General features: G+C 70.8%; 23 protein-coding genes and 1 tRNA gene. 19 read left to right on the top strand and 5 right to left on the bottom strand.

What is annotated here, in order from left to right; all coding sequences use genetic code 11:
* Positions 1–11 precede the first annotated feature (11 nt).
* The 10 genes from PHZ_RS10985 to PHZ_RS10940 all read left to right on the top strand — a co-directional run bounded on the left by PHZ_RS10985 (position 12) and on the right by PHZ_RS10940 (position 11,126).
* Complete coding sequence (locus tag PHZ_RS10985) at positions 12–1,727, top strand: amidohydrolase (protein WP_041373439.1); 1,716 nt, start codon at positions 12–14, stop codon at positions 1,725–1,727.
* A gap of 193 nt (positions 1,728–1,920) precedes the next feature.
* Positions 1,921–3,207, top strand: a complete 1,287-nt coding sequence (gene gabT / locus PHZ_RS10980) for a 4-aminobutyrate--2-oxoglutarate transaminase (RefSeq protein WP_012522553.1) — start codon at positions 1,921–1,923, stop codon at positions 3,205–3,207.
* Positions 3,204–4,694: an NAD-dependent succinate-semialdehyde dehydrogenase gene (locus tag PHZ_RS10975; RefSeq protein WP_012522552.1), complete on the top strand. Its 1,491-nt coding sequence runs from the start codon at positions 3,204–3,206 to the stop codon at positions 4,692–4,694. Before gabT ends, PHZ_RS10975 begins: the two co-directional genes overlap by 4 nt.
* On the top strand, positions 4,678–5,466 hold the full coding sequence (locus PHZ_RS10970; RefSeq protein ID WP_187149069.1) for a substrate-binding periplasmic protein: 789 nt from the start codon (positions 4,678–4,680) through the stop codon (positions 5,464–5,466). The genes PHZ_RS10975 and PHZ_RS10970 overlap by 17 nt, the downstream gene beginning before the upstream one ends.
* Positions 5,466–6,119 carry an amino acid ABC transporter permease gene (locus PHZ_RS10965; protein WP_012522550.1) on the top strand — a complete coding sequence of 218 codons (654 nt, stop codon included), beginning with the start codon at positions 5,466–5,468 and terminating at the stop codon, positions 6,117–6,119. Before PHZ_RS10970 ends, PHZ_RS10965 begins: the two co-directional genes overlap by 1 nt.
* Positions 6,116–6,841: an amino acid ABC transporter ATP-binding protein gene (locus tag PHZ_RS10960; RefSeq protein ID WP_012522549.1), complete on the top strand. Its 726-nt coding sequence runs from the start codon at positions 6,116–6,118 to the stop codon at positions 6,839–6,841. Before PHZ_RS10965 ends, PHZ_RS10960 begins: the two co-directional genes overlap by 4 nt.
* 21 nt (positions 6,842–6,862) lie before the next feature.
* Entirely contained in the window at positions 6,863–8,362 is a 1,500-nt protein-coding gene (locus tag PHZ_RS10955) for a CoA-acylating methylmalonate-semialdehyde dehydrogenase (protein ID WP_012522548.1), read from the top strand.
* A gap of 8 nt (positions 8,363–8,370) precedes the next feature.
* Entirely contained in the window at positions 8,371–8,724 is a 354-nt protein-coding gene (locus PHZ_RS10950; protein ID WP_012522547.1) for a cupin domain-containing protein, read from the top strand.
* Positions 8,725–8,727: 3 nt separating this feature from the next.
* Complete coding sequence (locus tag PHZ_RS10945; protein ID WP_012522546.1) at positions 8,728–10,110, top strand: NAD(P)/FAD-dependent oxidoreductase; 1,383 nt, start codon at positions 8,728–8,730, stop codon at positions 10,108–10,110.
* A 128-nt stretch (positions 10,111–10,238) separates the two neighbouring features.
* A complete protein-coding gene (locus tag PHZ_RS10940; protein WP_012522545.1) occupies positions 10,239–11,126 on the top strand; it encodes an EamA family transporter in 888 nt (295 codons plus the stop codon).
* 165 nt (positions 11,127–11,291) lie between these two features.
* Here PHZ_RS10940 and PHZ_RS10935 read toward each other — a convergent pair.
* Positions 11,292–11,366: transfer RNA gene (locus PHZ_RS10935), tRNA-Val, on the bottom strand.
* Between the two features lie 57 nt (positions 11,367–11,423).
* Positions 11,424–12,119 carry a phosphoglycolate phosphatase gene (gph, locus tag PHZ_RS10930; protein WP_012522544.1) on the bottom strand — a complete coding sequence of 232 codons (696 nt, stop codon included), beginning with the start codon at positions 12,117–12,119 and terminating at the stop codon, positions 11,424–11,426.
* A gap of 127 nt (positions 12,120–12,246) precedes the next feature.
* On the opposite strand from gph, the gene glmU reads away from it, so the two are divergent.
* The 6 genes from glmU to PHZ_RS10900 all read left to right on the top strand — a co-directional run bounded on the left by glmU (position 12,247) and on the right by PHZ_RS10900 (position 19,881).
* Complete coding sequence (gene glmU / locus PHZ_RS10925) at positions 12,247–13,605, top strand: bifunctional UDP-N-acetylglucosamine diphosphorylase/glucosamine-1-phosphate N-acetyltransferase GlmU (RefSeq protein ID WP_012522543.1); 1,359 nt, start codon at positions 12,247–12,249, stop codon at positions 13,603–13,605.
* The gene (rpiA, locus tag PHZ_RS10920; RefSeq protein ID WP_012522542.1) at positions 13,602–14,288 is read left to right on the top strand and encodes a ribose-5-phosphate isomerase RpiA; all 687 of its coding nucleotides are present in this window, start codon (positions 13,602–13,604) and stop codon (positions 14,286–14,288) included. The genes glmU and rpiA overlap by 4 nt, the downstream gene beginning before the upstream one ends.
* A 17-nt stretch (positions 14,289–14,305) precedes the next feature.
* Positions 14,306–15,694, top strand: coding sequence for a glutathione-disulfide reductase (gene gor / locus PHZ_RS10915; RefSeq protein ID WP_012522541.1), 1,389 nt, complete (start codon positions 14,306–14,308; stop codon positions 15,692–15,694).
* Positions 15,694–16,941: an O-antigen ligase family protein gene (locus PHZ_RS10910; protein ID WP_012522540.1), complete on the top strand. Its 1,248-nt coding sequence runs from the start codon at positions 15,694–15,696 to the stop codon at positions 16,939–16,941. Before gor ends, PHZ_RS10910 begins: the two co-directional genes overlap by 1 nt.
* A gap of 59 nt (positions 16,942–17,000) precedes the next feature.
* On the top strand, positions 17,001–18,386 hold the full coding sequence (locus tag PHZ_RS10905; protein WP_012522539.1) for a class II 3-deoxy-7-phosphoheptulonate synthase: 1,386 nt from the start codon (positions 17,001–17,003) through the stop codon (positions 18,384–18,386).
* 118 nt (positions 18,387–18,504) lie between these two features.
* The gene (locus PHZ_RS10900) at positions 18,505–19,881 is read left to right on the top strand and encodes an MATE family efflux transporter (protein ID WP_041373438.1); all 1,377 of its coding nucleotides are present in this window, start codon (positions 18,505–18,507) and stop codon (positions 19,879–19,881) included.
* Here the strand turns inward: PHZ_RS10900 and PHZ_RS10895 are convergent.
* Complete coding sequence (locus PHZ_RS10895) at positions 19,878–20,780, bottom strand: hypothetical protein (protein WP_012522537.1); 903 nt, start codon at positions 20,778–20,780, stop codon at positions 19,878–19,880. The genes PHZ_RS10900 and PHZ_RS10895 overlap by 4 nt on opposite strands.
* A 51-nt stretch (positions 20,781–20,831) precedes the next feature.
* Positions 20,832–21,833, bottom strand: a complete 1,002-nt coding sequence (locus PHZ_RS10890) for an NADP-dependent oxidoreductase (RefSeq protein ID WP_012522536.1) — start codon at positions 21,831–21,833, stop codon at positions 20,832–20,834.
* 114 nt (positions 21,834–21,947) lie between these two features.
* On the opposite strand from PHZ_RS10890, the gene PHZ_RS10885 reads away from it, so the two are divergent.
* From PHZ_RS10885 to PHZ_RS10875, 3 genes are all read left to right on the top strand, one after another.
* Positions 21,948–22,871, top strand: coding sequence for a Gfo/Idh/MocA family protein (locus PHZ_RS10885; RefSeq protein ID WP_012522535.1), 924 nt, complete (start codon positions 21,948–21,950; stop codon positions 22,869–22,871).
* Between the two features lie 41 nt (positions 22,872–22,912).
* The gene (locus tag PHZ_RS10880) at positions 22,913–23,392 is read left to right on the top strand and encodes a glutathione peroxidase (RefSeq protein WP_012522534.1); all 480 of its coding nucleotides are present in this window, start codon (positions 22,913–22,915) and stop codon (positions 23,390–23,392) included.
* Between the two features lie 95 nt (positions 23,393–23,487).
* A complete protein-coding gene (locus PHZ_RS10875; RefSeq protein ID WP_201765236.1) occupies positions 23,488–23,775 on the top strand; it encodes a globin in 288 nt (95 codons plus the stop codon).
* A gap of 47 nt (positions 23,776–23,822) precedes the next feature.
* On the opposite strand, the gene PHZ_RS10870 is transcribed toward PHZ_RS10875, so the two are convergent.
* Complete coding sequence (locus PHZ_RS10870) at positions 23,823–26,498, bottom strand: TonB-dependent receptor (RefSeq protein WP_183281496.1); 2,676 nt, start codon at positions 26,496–26,498, stop codon at positions 23,823–23,825.
* Between the last annotated feature and the right edge of the window lie 243 nt (positions 26,499–26,741).

Below are 26,741 nucleotides of genomic sequence, written 5' to 3'. Positions count from 1 at the left end.
GGAGAGCTACGATGAACGCCCGCCTGCGTCTGCTCGTCACCGGCCTCGCCAGCGTCTGCGCCATCGGCGCTACGCCGGCGCTGGCGGCGCCTACCGCCTACGCCGACCTGCTGCTGGTCAACGGGAAGGTCGTGACGGTGGACGGGAAGGGCACGATCGCCGAGGCCGTCGCCGTGCGCGACGGCCGGATCGCGGCGATCGGCGACGCGGCCGGCCTGGCCGCGTGGCGGGGGCCGGAGACGAAGGTCGTCGACGTGGGCGGCAAGACGGTCCTGCCGGGCTTCATCGACTCCCACTCCCACATGGCGGGCATGGCGGAGGTCGAGGCGCTGCACATCAACGTGCATGCCCCGCCCTTGAAGAGCGGGAAGGAGATCATCGCGACCCTCAAGGAGAAGACGAAGGGGCTTCCCAAGGGTGCGTGGATCATCGGGCAGGGCACCTACAACCAGATCATGCCCACCCGCGAGGCGCTGGATAAGGCCTTCCCGGACAACCCGGTGCGGCTGATCTGGAGCGCCCACGACTCCATGATCAACCATGCCGCGGCCGTCGCGATGGGGCTCACCAAGGACTATCCCGATCCCAAGGACGGGATGGGCCGCTACGAGCGCACCAAGACGGGCGAGGTGATGATCATCCGGGACGCCCCCGCGCCCTGGCCCAAGCTGCGCACCCTCACGCCCGAGGAGCTGAAGGAGGGCGTGCGCACCATCATGACCGACTTCTATCTGAAGAAGGGGGTCACCACGGTTTCGGACTACGCCGCGCCGCTGACGGTGAGGGCCTATCAGGAGCTGAAAGACGAGGGCCGCCTGCCGGTGCGGGTGAGCCTCAACTTCTTCGTCCGCGACTACAAGCGCCTGGTCGGCAACCGCCTGCCGGGGCTGCTCGAGAGCGGCGCGCGCACGGGCCTCGGCGACGAGTGGCTCCAGCTCGGCGCCCTGAAGTTCGCCGCCGACGGGGTGTGGGGCACGACCGCCTACACCTACCGGCCGCACTGGAACGGCTCGGGCACGACCTGGATGCCGGACAACTACGGCGGCACCAATTTCACGCAGGAAGAGCTCAGCGATCAGATCCTGCAGGGGCACAAGGCGGGCTGGCAGATCCACGTGCACGCCAACGGCGACCGTGCGCAGGACATGGCCCTCAACGCCTTCGAGGCCGCGCAGGCCGCGGCGCCGAGGCCGGACGCGCGGCACCGGATCGAGCACTTCGGCCACTTCCTGACCCAGGACCCCGAGCGGACCGAGGCGCGCCTGGACCGGATGGTGAAGGGCGGGGTGATCCCGTCGCCGCAGGTCGCCTTCCTGTGGCGCCTGACCGACGTCAACGTGCGCGAGCCGGACGTGAAGTTCTTCGCCCTCAAGACCATGATCGACAAGGGCATGCACCCGGCCGGGGGGGTCGACACCATCGGCACCCAGAACTTCGCGACGGCGCCGATGTTCTCGATCAGCCGGGCGATCCGCCGCGACACCAAGTACGGCACGGTCGTCCAGCCCGAAGAGGCGATCTCGGTGATGGACGCCATACGCATGTTCACCATCTGGGGCGCCGAGGCCAACTTCATGGAGAAGGACCGCGGCAGCCTCGAGGTCGGCAAGCTCGCCGACATGGTCGTGCTGTCGCAGGATCCGCTGACGGCGACGCCCGACCAGCTCCCCGGCATCGAGGCGGCGATGACGATCATCGACGGCAAGGTGGCGTACCAGAAGCCCTGACAGACCTCCCCCTGTCGGGCTGAAGGCCCCGCATCGCCCTCCGCATGCTCGTGCGGAGGGCGATTTCGTTTGGGCGCCTATCGCAGCGATGTGGTGACTGGAAGTCACCGTTTTCGGCGGCGTTGTCGCCTGTTGGCCGGCCGGGGATTTGGCGAGGCTGCGGGTCGGAACCTGTACCTTCGAGAGTCTCCCCGTGTCCCGGAACGCCGAACTTCTCAGCCGCCGCACCGCCGCCGTCTCGCGCGGCGTCAGCACCGCCACACCCGTGTTCGCCGCGCGGGCCGAGAACGCGGAAATCTGGGACGCCGACGGCCGGCGCTATGTGGACTTCGCAGGCGGCATCGCGGTGCTCAACGTCGGCCACCGGCATCCGAAGGTGATCGAGGCCGTCCGGGCCCAGCTGGACGCCTATACCCACACCGCCTTCCAGGTCATGGCCTACGAGCCCTACATCGAACTGGCCGAGCGCCTGAACGCGCTGGCGCCGTTCAAGGGACCGGCCAAGACGCTGTTCTTCACCACCGGCGCCGAAGCGGTGGAGAACGCCGTCAAGATCGCCCGGGTCGCCACCGGCCGCACGGCCGTGATCGCCTTCACCGGCGCGTTCCACGGCCGGACCATGCTCACCATGGGCCTGACCGGCAAGGTCGCGCCCTACAAGAAGAACTTCGGCCCGTCGCCGGCCGAGCTCTACCATCTGCCGTTCCCGGGCAGCCGCGCCGGCGTCAGCGTCGACGACACCCTGCGGGCGCTGGATCTGCTGTTCGCCGCCGACGTGGCCCCTGACCGCGTGGCCGCGATCATCATCGAGCCGGTGCAGGGGGAGGGCGGCTTCAACCCCGCGCCGGTCGAGCTGATGACGGCGCTGCGCCGCGTCTGCGACGAGCACGGAATCCTGCTCATCGCCGACGAGGTCCAGACCGGCTTCGCCCGCACCGGCAAGATGTTCGGCATCGAGCACTATCCGGTGGAGCCGGATCTCGTGCCGGTCGCCAAGTCGCTGGCCGGCGGCTTCCCGCTGTCGGGGGTCATCGGCCGCGCCGACCTGATGGACGTGGTGGACCCGGGCGGACTGGGCGGCACCTACGGAGGCTCGCCGGTGGCCTGCGCGGCGGCGCTCGCCGTGCTCGACGTGATCGCCGAGGAGGGGCTGCTCGAGCGCGCCGGCGCGATCGGCTCGGCCATGCGCCGACGCTTGTCGGCCATCGCCGCCCGCAACGACGTCGCGCCCATCTCGGAGCCGCGCGGCCCGGGCGCGATGGTCGCGTTCGACATGCTCAAGAGCCGTGGCGGCGACGAGCCCGACGGCGCGGCGGCGAAGGCCGTCGTCTCCCGCGCGCTGGACGCGGGGCTGGTGCTGCTGTCCTGCGGCCGCTACGGCGAGACCATCCGGCTGCTCGTGCCGCTGACGGTCTCGGACGAGGTGCTGGCCGAGGGGATGGACATCCTGGAAGGCGCTCTCCGGGACGTGGCGCCGTGACCGCCGCCGCTCCCCGGACCGACGAGGCGGCCCGGCTGTCGCTCCGCAGGCCGGACCTGCTGCGCGAAGCCGCGTTGATCGATGGGCGCTGGGTCTCCGGCGCCTCGCAGCTGGATGTGCTCAATCCCGCGACCGGGAGGGTGCTGGCGCACGCGCCGCGGCTGGGTCGCGCCGAGGCCGAGGCGGCGGTCGCCGCCGCAGCGTCCGCCTTCCCGGCGTGGCGCGCGCTCGGCGCGAAGGCCCGCGCCGAGATCCTCAAGCGCTGGCACGGCCTGATCCTGCTCCACGCCGAGGACCTCGCGCGGCTGATGACCGCCGAGCAAGGCAAGCCGCTGGCCGAGGCGCGCGGGGAGGTGGCCTACGCCGCGTCCTTCATCGAATGGTTCGCCGAGGAAGCCCGACGGGTCTACGGCGTCACCATCCCGGGCCACCTGCCCGACAAGCGGCTGGTGGTCACCCACGAGCCGGTGGGGGTCGTCGGCGCGATCACGCCCTGGAACTTCCCGGCCGCCATGATCACGCGGAAGGTGGGCCCGGCGCTGGCGGTCGGCTGCACCGTGGTGCTGAAGCCCTCTGAGCTGACCCCGTTCTCTGCCTTCGCCCTGGGCGTGCTGGCGCAGGAGGCGGGCGTGCCGCCGGGCGTGCTCAATATCCTGACCGGCGATGCGCCCGAGATCGGCGCGGTTCTGACGACCGATCCGCGGGTCCGCAAGTTCACCTTCACCGGCTCGACCGCGGTCGGGAAGATGCTGGCGGCGCGCTGCGCCGGGACGGTGAAGCGCGTCTCCCTAGAGCTGGGCGGCAATGCGCCGCTGATCGTCTTCGACGACGCCGACCTGGACGCGGCGGTCGCCGGGGCGATGGCCTCGAAGTTCCGCAACACCGGACAGACCTGCGTCTGCGCCAACCGCATCTACGTCCAGGCCGGCGTGTACGACGCCTTCGCCGACCGGCTGACGGCCGCAGCCGCCGCCCTGGTCGCGGGAGACGGCCTGGCGGGGGAAACCCAGCAGGGGCCGCTGATCGATGCGCGCGCGCTCGAGAAGGTCGAAGCCCACGTGGCCGATGCGCTGGCGCGAGGCGCTGTGGCGCGCATCGGCGGCGCGCGACTGGACGGCGCGGGGGCGTTCTTCGCACCGACGGTGCTCTGCGACGTGCCCCCCGACGCCCTGCTCTGCCGGGAGGAGACCTTCGGTCCCGTCGCCGGCCTGGTCCGCTTCGAGGACGAGGCCGAGGTCGTGCGCCTGGCCAACGACACGGCGGCCGGCCTTGCGGCCTATCTCTTCACCCGCGACTCCGCGCGCGCTTGGCGGATCGGCGAGGCGCTGCAATACGGGATGGTGGGGGTGAACACCGGCCTCATCTCGACGGAGGTCGCGCCCTTCGGCGGCGTGAAGGAGTCCGGTCTCGGCCGGGAAGGCTCGCTATATGGCGTCCGCGACTACATCGAGACGAAGTCGCTCTGCTTCCATGTCGATGCGGCATGATCCGGGCGGCGGCTGGTCGCGGCGGAGCGCGCTCGCCGGCCTTGGGGCCGGCCTGCTCGTCACGGGCGGCTGCGCCGAGCGGACCGACGTGCGCGCCGCCGGCGGCTTCATCGTCGGCTCTTCGGCCACAGGCGTTCCGTTCAGCTTCCTGGACGTGGAGACCAACGCCTTGACGGGGGCGATGATCGACATCGTCGAGGCCACGGCCGCCGAGGCCGGCGCGCCGGTCGCCCTTCAGGTCGTGCCGTTCTCCGCCCTCATCCCGTCGCTGACGGCGCGCAAGATCGACGTGATCGCGGCGGCGATGCTCCGCACGCCCGAGCGCGAGCGGATCGTGGCGTTCTCCGACCCGGTCTACGCCTACGGCGGGGGGCTGGTGGTCGCCGCCGGGAACCCGCGGGACTATGGCCGCCTGGAGGACCTTCGCGGGCTGCGGGTGGGCGCCCAGGTCGGCTCGCGCTTCGTCGATCAGCTCAAGGCCGCGGGCGTGTCCGGGGTGAAGACCTACGACAACCTGAGCGACATCCTGCGAGACGTCCGGCTGAAGCGGCTGGACGCCGCCTACGGCGACGAGCCGATCCTGCGGTATTACCTGCGGGTCACGCGCAGCAAGGCCCTGCGCCTCGTCGAGAGCTACCGGCCGACGGCGCTCGAGGATGTGTGCCTGATCCTGCGGAAGGACGATCGCGCGCTGCTCGACCGGATCAACACGGCGATCGCGGCGATCCGCGGCTCGACCCTCCCGCCCATCCTCGCCAAGTGGGGACTCTGATGGGAGACTTCCTGAGCCAGGCCATCAGCTTCCTGCCCATCCTCGGGCGGGGGATGGGCGTCACCGTCCTGATCAGCCTGGGCGCCCTGGCGCTCAGCCTCCTCCTTGGCCTCGGCTGGGCGCTGCTCGGCCAGTCCAGGTTTGCGGCGCTGCGGGGGATCAGCCGCACGTCCGTCGTGGTGCTCCGCGGCATCCCGATCATCGTGCAGCTGTTCTACGTCTACTTCGTGCTGCCCGAGTTCGGCCTCTCGCTCGATGCGATGTGGGCCGGGATCATCGGCCTGGGCGTCGCCTACTCGGTCTATCAGGCGGAGAACTTCCGCGCGGGCATCCAGTCCGTGGACCCGGCCCTGGTGGAGGCCGCGCGGTCGCTGGGCATGAGCGAGGGGATGATCATGCGGCGGGTGATCCTGCCGCTGGCGATCCGCACCGCCCTGCCGCCGTTCGGCAACACCTCGATCATGCTCCTAAAGGACTCCTCGATCGCCTCGACGATCACGGTGGCCGAACTGACCCGCGCCGGCCAGCTGCTGGCCATCTCCACCTTCCAGAACATGACCGTCTACACGCTGATCGCGCTCCTCTACCTGGCCATGAGCCTGCCGCTGACCTTCCTGGTCCACCGGCTCGAAAAGCGGATGGCGCGGCGATGATCCGGGTGAGCGGCCTGAGCAAGGCCTTCGGCGCCAATCACGTCCTCCGGGACGTCAGCTTCGAAGTCGCGCAGGGCGAGGTGGTCTGCCTCATCGGGCCCTCCGGCTCGGGGAAGTCGACGGTCCTGCGGTGCATCAACGGCCTCGAGACGCACGACGCCGGCGAGATCGAAGTGGAGGGGGTGAAGGTCTCCGCGGCCACGCTGCCGGCGATCCGGGCGCGGCTGGCGATGGTGTTCCAGCGCTTCAACCTCTTTCCCCACCGCACCGTGATCGAGAACGTGACGGAGGGGCCGATCCACGCCCAGAAGCGGGATCCGGCCGAGGCGAGGCGCGAGGCGCAGGCGCTGCTGGAGCGGGTGGGGCTGGGCGACAAGGCCGACGCCTATCCGGCGAAGCTCTCCGGCGGCCAGCAGCAGCGCGTCGGGATCGCCCGGGCGCTCGCCATGAAGCCGGACGCCATCCTCTTCGACGAGCCGACGTCGGCGCTGGACCCCGAGCGGGTCGGCGAGGTCCTGCGCATCATGCGCGATCTCGCGGCCGAGGGGATGACGATGGTGATCGTCACCCACGAGATGGACTTCGCGCGCGAGGTGGCCGACCGGGTCCTGTTCATGGACGGGGGGCGGATCGTCGAGGCGGGGCCGGCGCGACAGCTCCTCACCGATCCGCAGCATCCCCGGACCCGCGAGTTCCTCGAGCGCGTCCTGCGCCCGATCTGACCTGACATCTGGAGTATCGCCTTGCGCAGCATTCCGCATTTCATCGGCGGCCGGCCGTACGCCGGCGAACCGGCCCGGTACGGCGACGTGTTCGACCCCAACGCCGGGCAGGTGCAGGCCCGGGTGGGCCTCGCCGACTCCACGGTCGTGGACCTGGCGGTCGCGGACGCCGTGCGCGCCCAGGCGGCATGGGCGGCGGTCAATCCGCAGCGCCGCGCCCGCGTCATGTTCGAGTTCAAGCGCCTGCTTGAGCGCGACATGCAGGCGCTCGCCGAGCTGCTCGCCTCCGAGCACGGCAAGGTGGTGGCGGACGCCAAGGGCGACATCCAGCGGGGGCTGGAGGTGATCGAGTTCGCCTGTGGCATCCCGCACCTGCTCAAGGGCGAGCACACCGAAGGCGCGGGACCGGGGATCGACGTCTACTCGATGCGCCAGCCCCTGGGGGTGGTCGCCGGCATCACCCCGTTCAACTTCCCGGCCATGATCCCGATGTGGATGTTCGGCCCGGCGATCGCGACGGGCAACGCGTTCATCCTCAAGCCGTCCGAGAAGGACCCGTCGGTCCCGGTGCGGCTGGCCGAGCTGATGATGGAGGCGGGGGCTCCCGCGGGCGTGCTGAACGTGGTCCACGGCGACAAGGCGGCGGTCGACGCCATCCTTGATCACCCCGACATCAAGGCTGTCAGCTTCGTGGGCTCGTCCGACATCGCCCAGGCTGTCTACGCGCGCGCCGCGGCCGCCGGAAAGCGGGTCCAGGCGATGGGCGGCGCCAAGAACCACGGGATCGTGCTGCCCGACGCCGATCTCGACCAGGCCACGGCGGACATCATAGGCGCGGCCTACGGCTCGGCGGGAGAGCGCTGCATGGCCCTTCCGGTGGTCGTTCCGGTCGGCGAGAAGACGGCGGACGCCCTGCGCGAGCGCCTGGTCGACGCCGTCGCCGGCCTGAAGATCGGCGTCTCCACCGACCCCGACGCCCACTACGGCCCGGTGGTCAGCGCCCAGCACAAGGCGCGCATCGAGCAGTACATCGGCCTGGGCGCCGAGGAAGGCGCCGAGCTGGTCGTGGACGGCCGCGGCTTCAGCCTGCAGGGCTACGAGCAGGGCTATTTCGTGGGACCGACGCTGTTCGATCGCGTGCGTCCCGAAATGCGGACCTACCAGGACGAGATCTTCGGCCCGGTGCTGCAGATGGTGCGGGCCGAAAGCCTGGAAGAGGCGATCGGGCTGGCCTCGCGGCATCCCTACGGCAACGGCGTGGCGATCTTCACGCGGAACGGCCAGGCGGCGCGGGCTTTCGCCAGCAGGGTCGAGGTGGGGATGGTCGGGATCAACGTGCCGATCCCGGTGCCGGTGGCCTACCACTCCTTCGGCGGGTGGAAGCGCTCCGGGTTCGGCGACCTCAACCAGTACGGGATGGACGGGGTCCGCTTCTACACCCGCACCAAGACCGTGACCCAGCGCTGGCCGAGCGCGGGCCCCGTGCTCGATCAGAGCTTCGTCATCCCGACCATGAAGTGAGCCGACGCATGTCCATCATCTCGTTCCGTTCCGACCAGTTGCTGACCGAGCTGCCGCCTCCGACCCCCGTGCCCGTCCCGCTCGGCGAGCCCGTCTCCGGCGTCAGCGTGCGCAGCTTCACGGCGCAGTCCGGCGCCCGTACGGGCGTCTGGGAATGCTCGCCTGGAGTGTGGCGCCGCCAGGTCCTCCAGGCCGAGTTCTGCACGTTCCTCGCCGGCAAGGCGGTGTTCGAGCCGGATGCGGGCGATCCCGTGCGGATCGAGGCGGGTCAGAGCGTCTATTTCCCGGCCAATACCGGCGGCGTGTGGCGCGTCGAGGAAACGCTGCGGAAGATCTACATCATCTTCGACGAGAAGGCCTGACTCGTGACCTATGAGGGCCTGAGCTACTGGCTGGAGACCGTTGGCGAACCGCTGACTCCCCGCCCGGCGCTGACCGAGGACCTGACGGTCGACGTCGCCATCGTCGGGGCCGGCTATTCGGGCCTGTGGACCGCCTACTATCTCCTGTCCAAGGAGCCGGGCCTCAGCGTCGCCGTCCTCGAGGCGGAGATCGCCGGATACGGCGCCTCCGGCCGCAACGGCGGCTGGTGCTCGTCCCGCTTCCCCGTGGATCCCGGCGTCCTTGAGCGCCGCTACGGAGCCGAGGTCGCCCGCGCCACGATCGAGGCGAGCGTGGGGGCGGTCGCCGAGGTGGGCCGCGTCTGCGAGGCCGAGGGCATCGACGCCGACTTCCGCATCAACGGGATTCTCAGCTTCGCCCAGGGCGAGGCCCAGATGGCCAGCGTGCGCGCGACCCATGCCGCCTATGAGCGCCTGGGCCTCGGAGAGAAGCATCGCCTGCTCGACGGCCAGGCGGCCCGCGCCCGGGTGAGCGTCCCGGGAATGGCGGGCGGCCTGTTCACGCCGTTCAGCGGCGCCGTCCACCCCGCCAAGCTGGCCCGCGGGCTGGCCCGCGCGGTCGAGCGCCGCGGCGGCGTGATCTTCGAACGGACGCGGGTCCGGCGCGTCGAACCCGGCCAGACGCCGAGGGCGGTCACGGAGGGGGGCGTGGTCACGGCGCGGCGCGCGGTGGTGCTCGCCGCCGAGGCCTACCTGCCGAAGCTTCCCGGCTGGGAGCGGGCGGTCCTGCCGATGTCGTCGACGATCGTCATGACCAAGCCCCTGTCCGCCGCACAGTGGGACGCGATCGGCTGGCAAGGGGGCGAGGGCATCGGCTCGCAGGCCTTCACGGTGAACTACTTCACCAAGACGCCGGACGGCCGGATCCTCTACGGCAGCCGGGGCGCGCCCTACGTCTACGGGTCGGCCACGGAGGGCGGCGAGGCCCAGCTGCGGCGGACCGAGGAGAAGATGCGCCACGAGCTGCGCGGGTTCTTCCCGGTGCTCGACGAGGACTCGTTCTCCCACGCCTGGGGCGGTCACCTCGGCGTCACACGCGACTGGACGCCCTCGGTCGATTTCGACCCGGAGCAGCGGATCGCCTGCCTCTACGGCTACACGGGGCGTGGGGTCTCGACCACGAACCTCAGCGCCCGGCTCCTCTCGGACATCCTGCTGGGGCGGGACAGCGACCTGCGGACCTTGCCGATCGCCTCGCGCCGCTCGCGTCGCTGGGAGCCGGAGCCGTTCCGCTGGATGGGGGTCCGCTACGTCCAGGACGCCTTCCGGCGCATGGACGAGGCGCGGGACGGCGGCCGGCCGATGCCGCTCGACGCGTCCCTCGCGCGGCGCCTCGGCTCGCAGTAGGACGGGCCCCGCCGCGCTGGACCGCGCCGGCCGGCGCGTGGCATGTCCGCGTCGAACGGGGGGATCAGGCGTTTGGATGGCCGTCCGCAATCTTCCGCAGCGCGCGACGTCCCGTCGGAGAGCGCCCGGTGAGCGGCGGGGCCAGCGCCCTGCCGGCCGCCGCGGTGGCCGTGGGGCTGATCTCGCAGAACCTGGGCGCGGCCCTCGCCAAGAACCTGTTCCCGATCGTGGGCGTGGAAGGCGCGGTGGCGATGCGGATCGCGTTCTCCGCGATCCTGCTCGGCGTGCTGTTGCGCCCCTGGCGCGGACTTTCGATCCGTGACGTCTGGCCCGACCTCCTGCTGTACGGGGCGGCCCTTGGCGTGATGAACCTCTGCATCTACCAGGCCTTCAAGCTGATCCCCATCGGCGTCGCGGTCGCGATCGAGGTCCTGGGGCCGCTGGCGGTGGTCCTGGCCGCGACGCGACGCTTGGCGGACCACGTCTGGACGCTCCTGGCCGCCGCCGGGCTCTACCTTCTGCTCCGTGACGCCTGGTCGGGCGCGGCGCTGGACCCGCGGGGGGTGGCCTTCGCCCTGGCGGCGGCGGGATGCTGGGCGCTCTACATCGTCTTCGGCAAACGGGTCTCGGGCCGCCTCTCCGGGGGGAGGGCCGTTGCGATCGGCATGATCGTGGCGACGATGCTCACCGCCCCGCTGGCGGTTCCGCGCGTCGACGCGGCCATGTTTCTCCCTGCGACCCTGGCGCTCGGCGTCGCGGTTGCGGTGCTGTCGAGCGCCTTGCCCTACCTGCTCGAGATGTTCGCGTTGCGGCGCCTCCCCTCGCGGGTGTTCGGCCTTCTGGTGAGCAGCGCCCCTGCGGTCGCCGCCGTCGCCGGATTCCTGGTCCTTCGCGAGACGCTGAGCGTCACCCAATGGCTGGCGGTGGGATGCGTCGCCATCGCGTCGGCCGGCGCTGCGACCTGGGTGCGCCGCGATCAGCCGGGAACCGCCGTCGAGGGCGGACCGGACGCATGAGGGGCGCAAGTCGAGTTGGGCGGAGTCGCCGATCGGTCGCGGTGCATCTGAACAGGTCCGGGCGACAGCGCCCTAGCCCCTGAGACGCCCGCCGACGCCCCATGCTCGTCGAGCCCGTGGCGGACCGCGGGTGGGGTGATCGGCGTCTGTAGTCTGGGGGAAGAATGGTGGATGCGACAGGGATTGAACCTGTGACCCCCTCGGTGTGAACGAGGTGCTCTCCCGCTGAGCTACGCATCCGCCGGAGCGCGCCCTTCGGTTGGGCGCGCGGGAGGAGGGGGCGTATAGCCGGAAGGCTTACGCGCCGCAAGCGCCCAGGAGCCTTTCGCAGGCGCCCGGCAGTTCGTCGAAATGGTGGATCAGGACGTCTGGATCGAGCTCGGCCACGGGCGTCTCGGTGTAGCCGAAGCTGACGAGGATCAGGCCCGCCCCTGCGGCGCGCGCCGCCCCGGCGTCGGTGGCGGCGTCGCCCACCATGATGGTGCGGCCCATCTGCCCGCCCACGGCCTCGACCGCGGCGGCGAGATGCCGCGGATCGGGCTTGATCGCCGGGGCGGCGTCAGCCCCGACGATGACCTCGAACCGGTCGGCCAGGCCCAGGGCGTCCAGGAGCGAGGCCGAAAGCCCGGTCAGCTTGTTGGTGCACACCGCGAGCCGCGCCCCAGCACCGCGCAGCACGTCCAGCGCCTCCACGCAGCCGGGGAAGGGGCGGCTCTCGTCGGCGATGTGCTCCAGGTAGTGGGCGATGAACCGGTCGAACAGCGCCGGGACCCGCTCGGCCTCCAGCGGAGCGCCCGCCTCGGCGAAGCCGCGCTCGATCAGCCAGCGGGCCCCCTTGCCGATGAACGGCCGCGCCTGCTCCAGCGGGAAGGGCCGCACGCCTTCCTCGGCCAGCAGCACGTTCAGCGTCCCGATCAGGTCGGGCGCGGTGTCGACGAGGGTGCCGTCGAGATCGAAGGCGACGACGGCGCCTTCGAGGATGCTGTCTGCCATGGGCGGGGGTGCTGCTGCGCTCGGGTTCCGGAAACGTGCCGAAAGCTAGCCTCTTGTCGCGCGGCGCCACAAGGCTTGCTAAGGCGTTCGGCATCGTTGACTCGTCGCCGCCCGGGAGCCCAGCCGCATGACCGCGAGAGCCGCCGTAATCATGGCCGCCGGCCAAGGCACGCGGATGAAGTCTCCGGTCCCCAAGGTGCTGCACAAGGTGGGCGGACGCACGCTGCTGGACCGGATCATCGACACGGTCCAGGCGGCCGGCTGCGAGCGCATCCACGTCATCGTCGGGAACCACAGTCCCGAGGTGCGGGCGCTGGTCGCCCGGCGCCTAGGCGAGGGCGCCGCCGTGCTGCAGGACCCGCCGCTCGGCACCGGCCACGCCGTACTCTGCGCCGCCGACACCCTGGCCGACTACGACGGCGACGTGCTGGTGGTGAACGGCGACTGCCCGCTGCTGCAGGCGTCGGACCTGGAGCCGCTGTTCGAGCTGCGCGCGGGCGGCGCGGCGCTGGCGATCATGGGCTTCGAGCCGCAGGACCAGCTGCTCTACGGCCGGCTGATCCGCGGGGCGGACGGCCACGTCCTGCGCATCGTCGAGCCCAGCCAGTGCAGCGAGCAGGAGCGGGCGGTCCGCCTCTGCAACGCCGGCATGTACGTGGCCGACCGCGCCGACCTGTTCCGGTGGCTGTCGCGGCTGACCAACGACAATCCGAAGGGCGAGTATTTCCTCACCGGGATCGTCGCCGAGGCGAACGCCGAGGAGCTGACGGTGCGGGCGCACATCGCCTCCGAAACCGCGGTGATGGGCGCCGACACCCAGATGCAGCTCTCCCAGGCCGAGGCGGTCTTCCAGCAGCGCCGGCGGGCCCACTTCCTGGCCGAGGGCGTGGGGATGCCGGCGCCCGAGACCGTGCACTTCGCCTGGGACACCGAGATCGCGCCGGGCGCCGTGGTCGAACAGTTCGTGGTCTTCGCGCCCGGCGTGAAGGTCGAGACCGGCGCCGTGATCCGGGCGTTCAGCCATCTGGAAGGCGCGGTGGTCCGGGAGGGCGCCCTCGTCGGCCCCTACGCCCGCCTGCGGCCCGGGGCCGAGATCGGGCCGGACGCCCACATAGGCAACTTCGTCGAGGTGAAGAACGTCGCGGTGGGCAAGGGCGCCAAGGCCAACCACCTGTCCTACCTGGGGGACGGCGAGGTCGGCGCGGGCGCGAACATCGGCGCCGGCACGATCTTCTGCAACTACGACGGCTTCTTCAAATACCGGACGGTGGTGGGCGAGGGCGCCTTCATCGGCTCGAACACGGCCCTCGTCGCGCCGGTCACGATCGGCGCGGGGGCCATGACCGGCTCCGGCTCGGTGATCACCAGGGACGTGCCGGACCACGCCCTGGCGCTCGAGCGCAGCCCCCAGGCCGACAAGGCCGGATGGGCGCGGGCGTTCCGTGAGAAGAAGTCGGCCGAGAAGGCGGCGAGGGGGAAGAAATGAGCGACGCCGAGGCGCAGAAGAAGGCCGCGGGCGAAGCCGCCGCGGCGCTGGTCGAGAGCGGCATGGTGGTGGGCCTGGGCACCGGTTCCACCGCCGCCTGGTTCGTCAGGGCGCTGGCCGCCCGCAAGCTGGACATCGTCGGGGTCCCGACCTCGCAGGCCACCGGCGAGCTGGCGGCCAGCCTCGGCATCCGCATCGCCGAGCTCGGCGAGACCTCGCAGATCGACCTGACCGTGGACGGCGCCGACGAGATCGGCCCCGGGCTGTCGCTCATCAAGGGCGGCGGGGCGGCCCTGCTGCGCGAGAAGCTGGTGTGGGAGGCGTCAAAGCGCTGCGTCGTCATCGCCGACGCCGCCAAGCAGGTCCCGACCCTTGGCAAGTACCCCCTGCCGATCGAGGTGGTGACCTTCGGCCACCAGACGACGGCCCTGCGGATCTGCGACGCCCTGGCCGAATGCGACGTCGGCGTCGCGCCGCGCCTGCGCGTCAGGGACGGCCAGCCGGTGCGAACCGACGAGGGAAACCTCATCTATGACGCAGCCTGCGGGCGGATCGAGGAGCCGGCGGCGCTGGCCGCGGCGCTGAAGAGCGTCACCGGCGTGGTGGACCACGGCCTCTTCCTCGACCTCGCCGACCGGGCTTTGATCGGCGGCCCCGGCGGCGTCACGACGCTGGAGCCCTAGACCCCAAGGAGTCCGCGTTGGCCGGATACGACTACGACCTCTTCGTCATCGGCGCCGGTTCGGGCGGCGTGCGCGCGGCCCGGGTGGCGGCGCTGTCGGGCGCCCGCGTGGCCGTCGCCGAGGAGCACCGCGTCGGCGGCACCTGCGTGATCCGCGGCTGCGTGCCCAAGAAGTTCATGGTCTACGCCTCGGAGTTCGCGCACCACTTCAAGACCGCCGAAGGCTACGGCTGGACGGTCGAGGGCGCGCGGTTCGACTGGCCCGCCTTCCTGGCCGAAAAGGACAAGGAGATCGCCCGGCTTTCCGGCATCTATGTCCGTAACCTGCAGAACGCCGGCGCCGAGCTGGTGCACGGCAAGGCTCGCCTCGTGGACCGCCACACGGTCGAGGTCGAGGGGCGCGGCCAGGTCACGGCCGACAAGATCCTGATCGCCACCGGCGGCCGGCCCTGGATGCCGAAGGACCTGCCCGGGATCGAGCACGCCATCACCTCCAACGAGGCGTTCCATATCGCCGAGCTGCCGAAGCGGATCATCATCGCCGGCGGCGGCTACATCGCCGTCGAGTTCGCCGGCATCTTCAACGGCCTGGGCGTCGATACGACCCTGGTCCATCGCGGCCCCAACATCCTGCGCGGCTTCGACGACGACGTGCGCGCCCACGTGGCCGAGGAGATGGAGAAGCGCGGGATCAAGGTCCTGCTCGGCACGCAGCATTCCGCCATCGAGCAGACCGCGACGGGTCTCGTGAGCCGGCTCACCAACGGCATGTCGCCGTGCGAGAGCGACCTGGTGCTCTTCGCCCTTGGCCGCGAGCCCTATGTCGAAGGCCTCGGCCTCGAGGCGGCCGGCGTCGAGCTGGACGCGCGCGGCGCGGTGAAGGTGGACGAGTACTCCCGCACCAGCGTCGACAACATCTGGGCCGTGGGCGACGTCACCGACCGGATCAACCTGACGCCGGTGGCGATCCGGGAGGGCCACGCCTTCGCCGACACCGTGTTCAACGACCGGCCCACGACCTTCGACCACGAGATGGTGGCCTCGGCGGTCTTCTCGCAGCCGCCGATCGGCTCGGTGGGCCTCTCCGAGGCCGAGGCCCGGCACAGCCACGGCGGCAAGGTGGACATCTACCTCGCACGCTTCAGGCCGATGAAGTACGCCTTCACGGGCGGCGACGAGCGGTGCCTGGTGAAGCTGGTGGTGGAGCAGGGGACCGAGAAGATCCTCGGCTGCCACGTCGTCGCGCCCGATGCGCCCGAGATCATCCAGATGGCCGCCATCGCCATGAAGATGGGGGTGACCAAGCCGCAGTGGGATTCCACCTGCGCCGTCCACCCGACCCTGGCCGAGGAGCTGGTCACCCTGCGTGAGAAGCAGGCGCCGCCCGCCCTGGGTCAGGTGGCCTGATGCCTGCGGCCGCCGCGGCGTCCGACCGGCTGGCGGTCTGGTGCGGCTGGGTGCTGGTGGGCGCCGCGGCGCTGGTCCCGCTGCTGGCCTGGCTGGGGCCGCTCGGTTTCGCGCCGCTGATGGGGCTCGTGGGCCTGCTCTGCCTGCCGGCGCTGCGGATCACCGACGAGGACCGGCCCGTGGCGGTCGTCCTGCTGGCGGGCCTGGTCTGGGCCGGCATGGCCTCGGCCTGGAGCGTCTGGAAGCCGGACGCCGTCGAGGAGAGCGTCGCGCTCAAGCTCGCCCTGCAGCTTCCGCTCTACTGGGCCGCCTGGTGCGCTGCGCGCCGGGCCGATCCGGCGCTGCGGCGGCTGGCGCTCACGGTCCTGGCCTGGGGCCTTGCGCTGCTCGGGGTGATCTACCTGGTCGAGGCGGCGACGGGCGGGGCCGTCTACCAGGCGCTGCGGGCGGCCATCGGCGATCCCACGCGCCCGGACCTCGCGCGCAAGAACCTGGCCCAGGGCTCCTTCGCCGTCGCGCTGCTGTGGCCGCTGGCGGCGGCCGGCGGGATCCGGGCCGGCTGGCCGTGGTGGCTCGGCCTGCCGATGGCGCTCGGCGCCTGGCTGATGGCCTTCCTCTTCCACTCGGACGCGCCTGTGATCGCCGTCGGGCTCAGCCTGCTGGTCGGCGTCCTGGCCTGGAGCTTCCCGCGCTCGGCGCCGCGGGCCCTCGCCGTGGCGGCGGCGGGGTTCTTCCTGCTGACGCCGGCCGTCATGCTGGGGCTGCGCAGCCTCGGCCGCGGCATGGGCATCGAGGTCGCCGCGCCGGAGTCCTGGGCCCAGCGGCTCGGCTACTGGAGCCATGCGGTGGACGCCATCGCCCATCATCCGTTCCGCGGCTGGGGCCTGGACGCCAGCCGCGCGTTCAGCCCGAACATCGTCCTTCACCCGCACAACGGCGCGCTGCAAGCCTGGCTGGAGCTGGGCGCCGTGGGAGCCGTCGGGGCGGCGCTGGTCTGGGCCTTCCTCCTGCGCCGCCTCAGCCGCGAGGGGCCCGATCTCGCCGCCGCGGCGGGTTGCGCCGCGGCCGTCGCCTACCTGCTGTTCGCCGCGGTCAACTTCGGGCTTTGGCAGGAGTGGTGGCTGGCCCTGGGCGCGTTGGCCTGCGTCGTCGTCGGCATGATGGACGGGGTCGTTCCTGCCCCCAGAGTGCGTCCGGATCGCCGCACCGCAGCAAAATCATCGACCACAGCGGCCTTCTCGGGGTAGAAGCCCGCTTCCGCCGCCGGGGGCGCACGCCCATGTTTGGCAGGCGTGGAGTTGGAAGAATGACCGAGCACTGGACGCCTGCATCCTGGAGATCGAAGCCCGCCAAGCACCTGCCGACCGACTATCCGGATCCGGCCGAGCTCGCGCGCGTGGAACAGACCCTTCGCAAGATGCCGCCGCTGGTGTTTGCGGGCGAGGCGCGCCGGCTGAAGAGCCTGCTGGGCGACGTGGCCGAGGGCCGCGCCTTCCTGCTGCAGGGCGGCGACTGCGCCGAGAGCTTCAAGGAATTCCACGCCGACAATATCCGCGACCTGTTCCGCCTGATCCTGCAGATGGCGGTGGTGCTGACCTTCGCGGGCGGCAAGCCGGTGGTGAAGGTGGGCCGCATGGCCGGCCAGTTCGGCAAGCCGCGCTCCTCGCCGATCGAGACGATCGACGGCGTCGAGCTGCCGTCGTACCGCGGCGACAACATCAACGGCATGGAGTTCACGCCGCAGGCCCGCACGCCGGACCCGCAGCGGCTGATCCAGGCCTACGGCCAGTCGTCGGCGACGCTGAACCTGCTGCGCGCCTTCGCGGGCGGCGGCTACGCCGACCTCTACAACATCCACCGCTGGACCCTGGGCTTCGTCAACGACAGCCCGCAGGGCGCGCGCTACCGCGAGCTGTCCGAGAAGATCTCGGAGGCGCTGACCTTCATGGCCGCCATCGGGGTCACGCCCGAGAGCCATCCCGAGATGCACCGGGTCGAGTTCTTCACCAGCCACGAAGGCCTGCTGCTGGGCTTCGAGGAGGCGATGACCCGCGTCGATAGCACCTCGGGCGAGTGGTACGACACCTCGGCCCACCTGCTGTGGATCGGGGAGCGCACCCGCCAGCTCGACGGCGCCCACGTGGAGTACTTCCGGGGCATCAAGAACCCCATCGGCGTGAAGGTCGGCCCGACCATGGAGCCGGACGAGCTGCTGCGCCTGATCGACGTGCTGAACCCGAAGAACGAGGGCGGCCGCCTGACGCTCTACGGCCGCTTCGGCTACGACAAGATCGAGGACCGCCTGCCGCGCCTGCTGCGGGCCACCAAGGCCGGCGGCCGCAACGTGGTCTGGGCCATCGATCCGATGCACGGCAACACCCTGACGGCGGCCTCGGGCTACAAGACCCGGCCGTTCGACCGCATCCTCTCCGAGGTGAAGTCCTTCGTGGACACCTGCAAGGGCGAGGGCGTGCACCCGGGCGGCGTGCACCTGGAGATGACCGGCCAGAACGTCACCGAGTGCCTGGGCGGCGCCCGGGCGCTGGCCGAGGGCGACCTGGCCGACCGCTACCACACGCACTGCGATCCGCGGCTGAACGGCGAGCAGGCGCTGGAGCTGGCGTTCCTGGTGGCCGAGAAGCTGAAGGAAGACCGGGTCGACCTCTCCAGGCGGGTCGCCGTCAACATCTGAGCCGTGGCCGCCGGGCCACTCCGACGTAGGAAGCTCCGGCGGGCGGCGGACCCGGCTTGCGGGCGCGGTCCGGCCGCGCGACTGTCCGCGGCTTCTTTGACAACCAAGGTTGCGTGTCATGGACCGCCCGGCGGCCCAGGCGTCCTCGCTGGCCGGGGAACGCTCCAGTCTCGTCCGCGCCGATCTGGCCCAGCTCCTGAAGCTGTCGGGGCCGGTGGTCCTCGCGCGCCTGGGGATCATGACCATGGGGCTGACGGACGCGGTCGTCGTCGGCCGCTACTCGGCCCAGCAGCTCGGCTACCACGCCCTGGGCTGGGCCCCCACCAGCGTGATGCTGACGGCGGTCGTGGGCCTGCTCACCGGCATCCAGGTGATGACCGCCCGGGCGATCGGCGAGGGGCGGCGGCACGAGACCGGCGCGGTGCTGCGGCGCGGGCTCGTCTACGCGTTCTGGGTCAGCCTCGCCTCCACGGTCCTGCTGGCGCTGGCGGGGCCGCCGTTCCTGCACGTGATCGGGCTGGAGCCGGACCTGGCCGACGGGGCCACGCGCGCGCTGCTCGTCTTCTCCCTCTCGCTCACCAGCTACGGCGTCAGCGTCGCCGCCAGCTTCTGGCTCGAAGGGCTGGCCAGGCCGGGCCCGGCGGCCTGGGCCATGTGGGCGGCGAATGTCGTGAACCTCGGCCTCGTCCTGCTGTTCGTGCCGGGGACCTTCGGCCTGCCCGCCATGGGGGCCGTGGGCGCGGCCTGGGGCACCTTCGGGGCGCGGACGTTCCTCGCCCTGGCGCTGCTGGCCTACATCGCCCTGATGCCAGAGGCGCGAGCGCTGGGCGTCTTCCGCAAGCCCGCCCGTGACCGCGCCGCCGAGGCCGAGCAGCGACGGATCGGCTACGGCGCAGGGATTTCCAACTTCCTGGAGGTCTCGGCCTTCGCCAGCATGAACGTCATCGCCGGCTGGATCGGCGGCCTGGCGGTCGCCGCCTGGGCGATCGTGCTGAACCTCGCGGCGATCGTCTTCATGGTCCCGCTGGGCCTGGCGACCGGGGCGGCGGTGCTGGTGGGCCGGGCCTACGGCGCGCGCGATCCGGCCGGCGTCCATAGGGCCGGGGCGATCTCGTTCGCGGTGACGGCGGTGTTCGGGGTGATCGTCTCGCTGGCCGTCTGGCCCGCCGCGGGGCTCATCTCGGCCGGCTACACGCGGGATGCGGCGACCATCGCCCTGGCCGCGCCGGCCCTGGCCCTGTCGTGCCTGTTCTTCCTGCCCGACGCCCTGCAGGTCGTGGCGGCCCAGGCGCTGCGGGCGCGCGGCGACGTCTGGCTGCCGACCTACACCCACCTGGCCAGCTACATCGCAGTCATGATGCCGCTCGCCTGGTGGCTGGCGATCCCCATGAAGCTCGGCATCGACGGCATCGTCTGGGCCGTGATCGTGGCGAGCCTGGTTTCCTGCGCCCTGCTGCTGGGCCGGTTCTGGCTGTTGAGCCGCCGGACCCTCTAGGCCCCGGCGCCCAGGATCCAGCCTTCCTCGCGCTCGGCGTCCAGCACCACGTCGGCGGCGGCGTCCTTCGGCGGAGCGAACAGCGCGCCCAGCTTGCTGGCCTCGTCCAGCCGCGCGAAATGCTCGGCGGTCGTCCGGACCTGGGTCAGGTCCTTCACCTCGCCCGGCCCGCTCTGAGCCTTCAACATCGAGGGATAGACTTCGGCCGCCACGACGTCGACGCCCGCCAGGTCGGCCTCGGTGAGCGCCTTGAACCCCGTCTCGAACGGCCAGACCCTCATCGCCTCGCCGCGCGCCAGCTTCAGCCGGCGCACGAACGGGATGCCCAGGATCGCCTGACCGCCCACCGAGCCGTTGTAATAGAGCTTCCAGATCGAGGCGGCGCCCTTGGCGGCCAGGTCCGCGTGGCGGAACTCGGGCAGGTCGTCCGGCCCATGGGCGCGGGTGCGCTTGGGCTGCAGGGTGGTCAGGGCGTCCTTCGGCGGGCAGCCCCAGAACGGGAAGGGGCCGCCGGTCATCCGCCGGTTGATCTCCGAGCCCACGCCGAAGCGGTTGTTGGTGTTGTCGGACTTGTCCTTGACCATCCGGTCAAGCTGGTCCCAGGTCGCGCGCCACGGCGCATCGCCCGGCAGCTTCAGCGCCTCTGCGAAGCCGCGCGGGAAGCCCAGCGGGAAGTCGAAGCCGAGCAGCGCCCGCTCGTTGCGCTTCTTCAGGTCGTCGAGGACGGCGTTCAGCCGCGTCTCGGCCTCGGCCCGCGTCGAGGGGTTGTAGCTCTCGAACGCGAGCCGGAACCGCACGTCGCGCTTCAGCACGCCGATCCAGATGGAGTCCGCGCCGGTGGTGGGCTTGGCGGCGGCGCTCCAGTCGACGATCACATAGGCGCTGAACAGGCGCGGCACGGCGGACTCCAGGGATGGGGTGGAGCCGCCGTTCTACGCCGTCCGTCCGGCTTAAGCGAGCTTGACCAGCATCTTGCCGAGGTTCTCGCCCTTGAAGAGGCCGAGGAAGGCGTCGGGCGCGCGCTCGATGCCTTCGAACACAGTCTCCTTCCACTTCACCTTGCCCTCGCGCACCCAGCCGGCCAGGTCCCGCTGGAAGTCGGCCTGCATGTCGGCGTGGCTGGAGACGATGAAGCCCTGGATGCGGATCTGCTTGCCGACGACCTGGATGATGTTCCGCGGCCCGGCCGGCGGCTCGGTCGAGTTGTACATCGAGATCATCCCGCACTCGGCGAAGCGGGCGAAGGGGCGGGCGGCGTTGAGGGCCGCCTCGAGGTGGTCGCCGCCGACGTTGTCGAAATAGACGTCGATGCCGTTCGGGGCGGCCCGGGCCAGGGCGGCCGTGAGGTCCTTCTCGGCCTTGTAGTCGATGGCGTGGTCGACCCCGATCTCCTTCAGGAAGGCGACCTTCTCAGGTCCCCCCGCCGAGCCGATCACGGTGTGGCCCTTGGCCTTGGCGATCTGGCAGACCAGCGAGCCGACGGCGCCCGCCGCGCCCGAGACGAACACCACGTCGCCGTCCTTCAGACCGGCCACGCGCAGAAGCCCGGCGTAGGCGGTCAGGCCCGGCATGCCGGCCACGCCCAGGAACGCCTGGGGTGGCAGGCCCTGCGGGTCGATCTTCTGCAGCGCGCCAGCCGGGGCGTTGAACCGTTCGCGCCAGCCGAGCATCGACAGCACGAGGTCGCCCGGCTTCAGGGACGGGTCGTTCGAGACGGCGACCTCGCCGATCGCGCCGCCCTGCAGCGCCTCGCCCAGCTGGAACGGCGGGACGTAGCTCTTCACGTCGTTCATGCGCCCGCGCATGTAAGGATCGACCGTCATCCAGAGGTTCTTGACCTGGACTTCGCCCGGGCCGGGATCGGGCAGCTCGACGGTCGCCAGCTCGAAGTTGTCGTGGGTCGGCACGCCCGAGGGGCGGCTCTTCAGGCGGATCTCGCGCGCGGCGGTCATGGACGTTCTCCCGGTTCTCATTGCCTCAAACAGTTGTTTAACCGGCCCCTCGGGTGGCGTCGAGGGCGCCCGGCGTGCTAGGCCCCGCCCGCGTCCCAATCCCCGAGTGAGTCCATGGCCGAGGTCCTGAGAGGCGGCGTCATCGGCGCCGGCGTGTTCGGCGGTTACCACGCCCGCCAGTACGCGCGCCTGCCGGGCGCTGTGCTCTCGGCGGTGTTCGATCGCCATCCCGAACGCGCGGCCCAGGTCGCCGTGCCGCTGGGGGGACGGGCCTTCCACGAGCTGGACGCCTTCCTCGAGGCCGTGGACGTGGTGACCATCGCCTCGCCCGCGACCTGCCACGCCGAGCACGCCCTGGCCGCCCTGGCCGCCGGCAAGCCGGTCTATGTGGAGAAGCCGATCGCCGTCTCGGTGGCCGAGGCCGAAAAGATCCGCTCCACCGCCGCCGCCAAGGGGCTGGTCGTCGCCTGCGGCCACCAGGAGCGGGTGGTGTTCCGCGCCATGGGCCTGCTGGACGTGCCCGAGCAGCCGGTGCTGCTGGAGGCGCTGCGCCACGGCCCGCCGTCCGAGCGCAGCCAGGACGTCTCGGCGGTGCTGGACCTGATGATCCACGACATCGACCTGGCGCTCGCCATCACCACGGCCGAGCCGGTGACGGCGGAAGGCGAGGGGCGGCTCGGCGCCAGCGGCGCCTGGGACGTGGCCCGCGCCGAGGTCAGCTTCGAGTCCGGCTTCACCGCCCTGTTCGACGTCTCGCGCATGGCCGAGGGGCGGCGGCGCACGATGCGGGTGGTGTATCCCTCGGGCGAGGTCGAGATCGACTTCGTGGCCCGCACGTTCCGCAACACCACGCCGTTCGCGCTCAATCCGGACTTCGCCGACACGCCGGCGGCGGCCGACCCGCTGGGCGCCAGCGTCGAGGCTTTCCTCCAGGCCGTGCGCGGCGAGGCCCCGCGGCCCTTCGTGACCGCCGAGGAGGCGATCCGCGCCCTCGACCTGGCCATCGCCGTCGAACAGGCGTTGGAGGACGCTGCGTAACGGCGCTAGCCTTGCGTCCCAGGTCCTCCAGGGAGGTCGCCATGACCGCCAGCGCCCACGAGTTTTCCTTCACCACCATCGACGGCGAGCCGCTGCCGCTCACCACCTTCCGCGACAAGGTGGTGCTGGTGGTCAACACCGCCTCGCAGTGCGGGCTGACGCCGCAGTACGACGGGCTGGAGAAGCTGTACGCCGAGTACCGCGGCCGCGGCTTCGTGGTGCTGGGCGTGCCCTGCAACCAGTTCGCCGGCCAGGAGCCCGGGGCCGAGGCCGAGATCAAAGACTTCTGCGAGACCCGGTTCGGCGTCGACTTCCCCCTGACGGCCAAGGTCGAGGTGAAAGGCGAGGGGGCCCATCCCTTCTACCGCTGGGCCCAGGAGCAGCTCGGCGAGCCGGCCGTGCCGGTGTGGAATTTCCACAAGATCCTGATCGGCAAGTCGGGCGAGGCGCTGCAGGCGTTCGGGCCGCGCACCGATCCGCTGGATTCCGACATCACCGACGCGATCGAGAGGGCGCTCTGAGCGAGGCCGTCGCCCGTTCGCTGGATCTGCTCGCCGAACGGGCGGGCGATCCGGCCCCGCTGGTCTACCGGCGGCTGTTCGAGGCGTTCCCCGAGATGGAGGCGCAGTTCGTGCGCGACACCACGGGCGCGGTGCGTGGCGAGATGCTGGCCGTCGCGTTCCAGTGCGTGCTCGATCTCGACGGCGGCTATGCGGCCAACCTGATCCGCTCGGAACGGGTCAACCACGAGGGCTTCGGCGTGCCGCCCGAGGCGTTCGCCAGCTTCTTCCCGATCGTGATGGAGACGACCCGCGCCGTGGTGGGCGAGGACTGGACGGCCGAGATGGAGGCCGGATGGCGCGCGTTGCTGGCGCGGCTGGAAGGGCTGGTCCGGGCCGCCTGAGGGCGAAAGGGCGCCCCGCCGCGTGGCGGAGCGCCCCTCCGGTCACCCTAGAAGAAGCGGTACTGCAGCTCGATCCCGTAGGTCCGGGGCGGCGTGATCGGATAGGTGGTCGAGATCCCCTGCGAGACGGGGATCACCGTCACCGGCGTGCCGGGCGCCGAGGCGGTGGCCGGTCCGATGTAGCCCTCGCGCCGGGAGGCGCCGGCGCCGCCCTCGTAGCCGACGTCGTCGAACAGGTTCCGGACGAACAGGATCACCGTGTACTTGTCGTTCTCGGGCTTGTAGGTCAGCCGCGCGTCCACCTGATCCCAGGATGGCGAGCGCGTGTACGAGCGGTTGAAGATGCTGCCGTACTGGGCCGCGCGCCAGGTGTAGCTCACCGAGCCGGTCAGCGAGGCCGTCGGCAGCTGCCAGGTGTAGTTCACGTTCACCGCGACCTTGTGCTTGGGCGCGTGGGGCAGCTTCTGGCCCTTCAGGTCCTGGCCGAGCTGGAAACCGCCGCCCTGGAGCAGCGAGAACAGGTCGGCCGCGCAGTTGTCGGTGGTGTCCGCGTTCGCCTGCCGCGCCGCGCAGTCGGCGAGCGAGCCGATCGGGTTGGCGTCGGGATCGAGCGCCGCCGGATCTGCCGGGTCGACCGGGCCCCGGGCGCGGGTGATGTGCGAGTCCAGGTAGGAGTAGTTGGCGAGGATCTGCAGGCCGTCGACCGGCTGCCAGATGGTCTCCACCTCCACGCCCTTAGAGATCGCCTTGGGCACGTTGTAGAAGACCGAATTGGCCTGCACGATGCCGCCCGCGGTGTCGACGATGGTCAGCGGGATCTGGGCGTTCTTGTACCAGTAGTGGAAGAACGCGACGTTGGCCTGGAAATTCCCGAACGACTTCTTCACGCCGAACTCGACGTCGTCCAGCGTCTCCTTCTCGGTGTAGGGATTGGCGGTCAGCGCCGTGTCCACGCCGATCCGGAAGCCGCCGGGCTTGTAGCCCTTCGAGTAGCGGAGATAGGCGTTGGTGTCGGCGTCGGGCTCCCACTGGAAGCCGACGTTGCCGGTCACCTGGTCCCACTTGCCGTCGTACTCGCGCCGGGCGCGGCCCGTGGCGGGGTCGAAGGTGAAATCCTGCGAGATGCCCTTCGGCGGGGTCGGCCGGGGGACGAACAGGGTCTGGGTCAGGTCCACCGCCGGCGTGAACGGGCCCAGCTGCTCGGGATAGAGCCCCGGGGTGCAGGCGAAGAACGCGAAGCAGATGACCCGCGCCTCTTCCGAGCCGGTCTTGGTGTCCTCCGAGTAGCGGAGGCCGGCCGTGAACTTCAGCGTGTCGGTGAAGCTGTAGTCGATCTGGCCGTAGACCGCCTTGGACTGGATGTGGAACCGCGGCTCGTCGTGCGTGCGCTGGAGCAGCGTGTTCGGGGGGCAGACATTGCCGAAGCGGGGGCAGCTCGCGCCGACCGGCTGGGCGATCTGGGTCTGGTCGAACAGGTAGGTCGAGGTCGGCTGCTCGTAGTGCTCGTTCCAGTAATAGACGCCGGCCAGCCACTGCAGCGGCCCGTCATGGGTGGAGCTCAGGGTGAGCTCGTGGCTCCACCACTCCTCGCGCTCCTGGTAGTTGTAGAGCTGCTGCGGGAAGATCGTCAGCCCGCCGGGCAGGGTGAAGCGCTCGACCGGCGCCACGTTGTCGTTCGGCGGCCGGTTCAGGTTGTAGTGATAGCGCGCCCCGCCGGTCGTGTACTTGATGTCGAAATTCGAGGCGTGCCAGGTCCATTCGCTGGCGAAGATCAGGGTGTCGTCCAGCTTCACCTGGAACGGCACCGCCGAGGCGATCTTGCGCGGATCGTCGAGCTGCGGATTGGTGCAGCCCAGCGGCGAGCGGTTGACGACGTTGGTGGTCCGGCCGCTGCAGCCGTAGCCCGGATCGTTGGTCGTCGCCGCATTGGCCACCTGGAACGTGGCGTAGGGCGCCGGCGTCCACGTCCCGCGCGAGCCGGGGCCCCCGCCGCCGTTGCGCCAGACGATGGTCGTCAGCTTGGCCCAGCCCTCGAAGTTCTCGTTGAAATTGAACTTCAGCTGGCCCTCGACGATGTTCGTGTCGATGACGTTGCCCTCGTCGGGCATGCCGGGGACGATGTTGTCGTACCAGCCGTCGGTCTGCTTCTCCCAGTTGGCCACCAGGCGGAACAGCACGCCCGGGATCATCGTCGGGCCTGAGACGGCCCCCTCGACCAGGTGGCGGTTGTAGTTCGCGTAGGTGGCCCGCGCCTCGGCGTACCATTCTTCGGTCGGCCGCCTCGAGATCAGGTTGATCGCCCCGGCGATGGCGTTGCGCCCGTACAGCGTGGCCTGCGGCCCGCGCAGGACCTCGGTCCGGTCCAGGAACAGGGGCGTCTTGCCCGCCTCGACGGTCGAGGTGGTGTAGATGCCGTCCGAATAGACCGACACGGACGGGTCGGCGGCGTGCACGTTGGTCGTCCGGCCCACGCCGCGCAGGCTCACCCGGTCGAGCTGGCTGGAATACTGCAGCCCCGGGGTGAAGTTGGTCATGTCCTGGACGGTGGTGATGCCGATCAGGTCCCGGTTCTCGGACGTGAAGGCCGAGATGGCCACCGGCACGTCCTGCAGGCTCTGCTCCCGCCGCTCGGCGGTGACCACCAGCTCCTCGATGACGTTTGGACTGCCCTGCGCGTACGCAGGTGCGCCAAGGGCGGCGGCCAGCGCAGCACTGGTCGCCATCAAGCCGTGCTTGAATTTCATGTGAACTGCCTCCCCGCAGCCTTTGAGCGCTATTGCCTGCGCTTGACGGTGAAGCTGAAGCAGCCGCGGAGCGCCGTCAATGCGAATACGTGTTTGAAACGGGGATAACTGAATAAGAATCACCTTGCGGTTGCTTCTTGTCGCTGGAATGATCTGCGGCACAGTATGGGGGCGTCAGAAATCGGCCGCGGTTCGCCGGTTTCGGATCTTGTTCTTCCCAAT

Source organism: Phenylobacterium zucineum HLK1 (assembly GCF_000017265.1).
GTDB classification, from domain to species: domain Bacteria; phylum Pseudomonadota; class Alphaproteobacteria; order Caulobacterales; family Caulobacteraceae; genus Phenylobacterium; species Phenylobacterium zucineum.
This window is presented reverse-complemented; position numbering and strand designations above follow the sequence as displayed.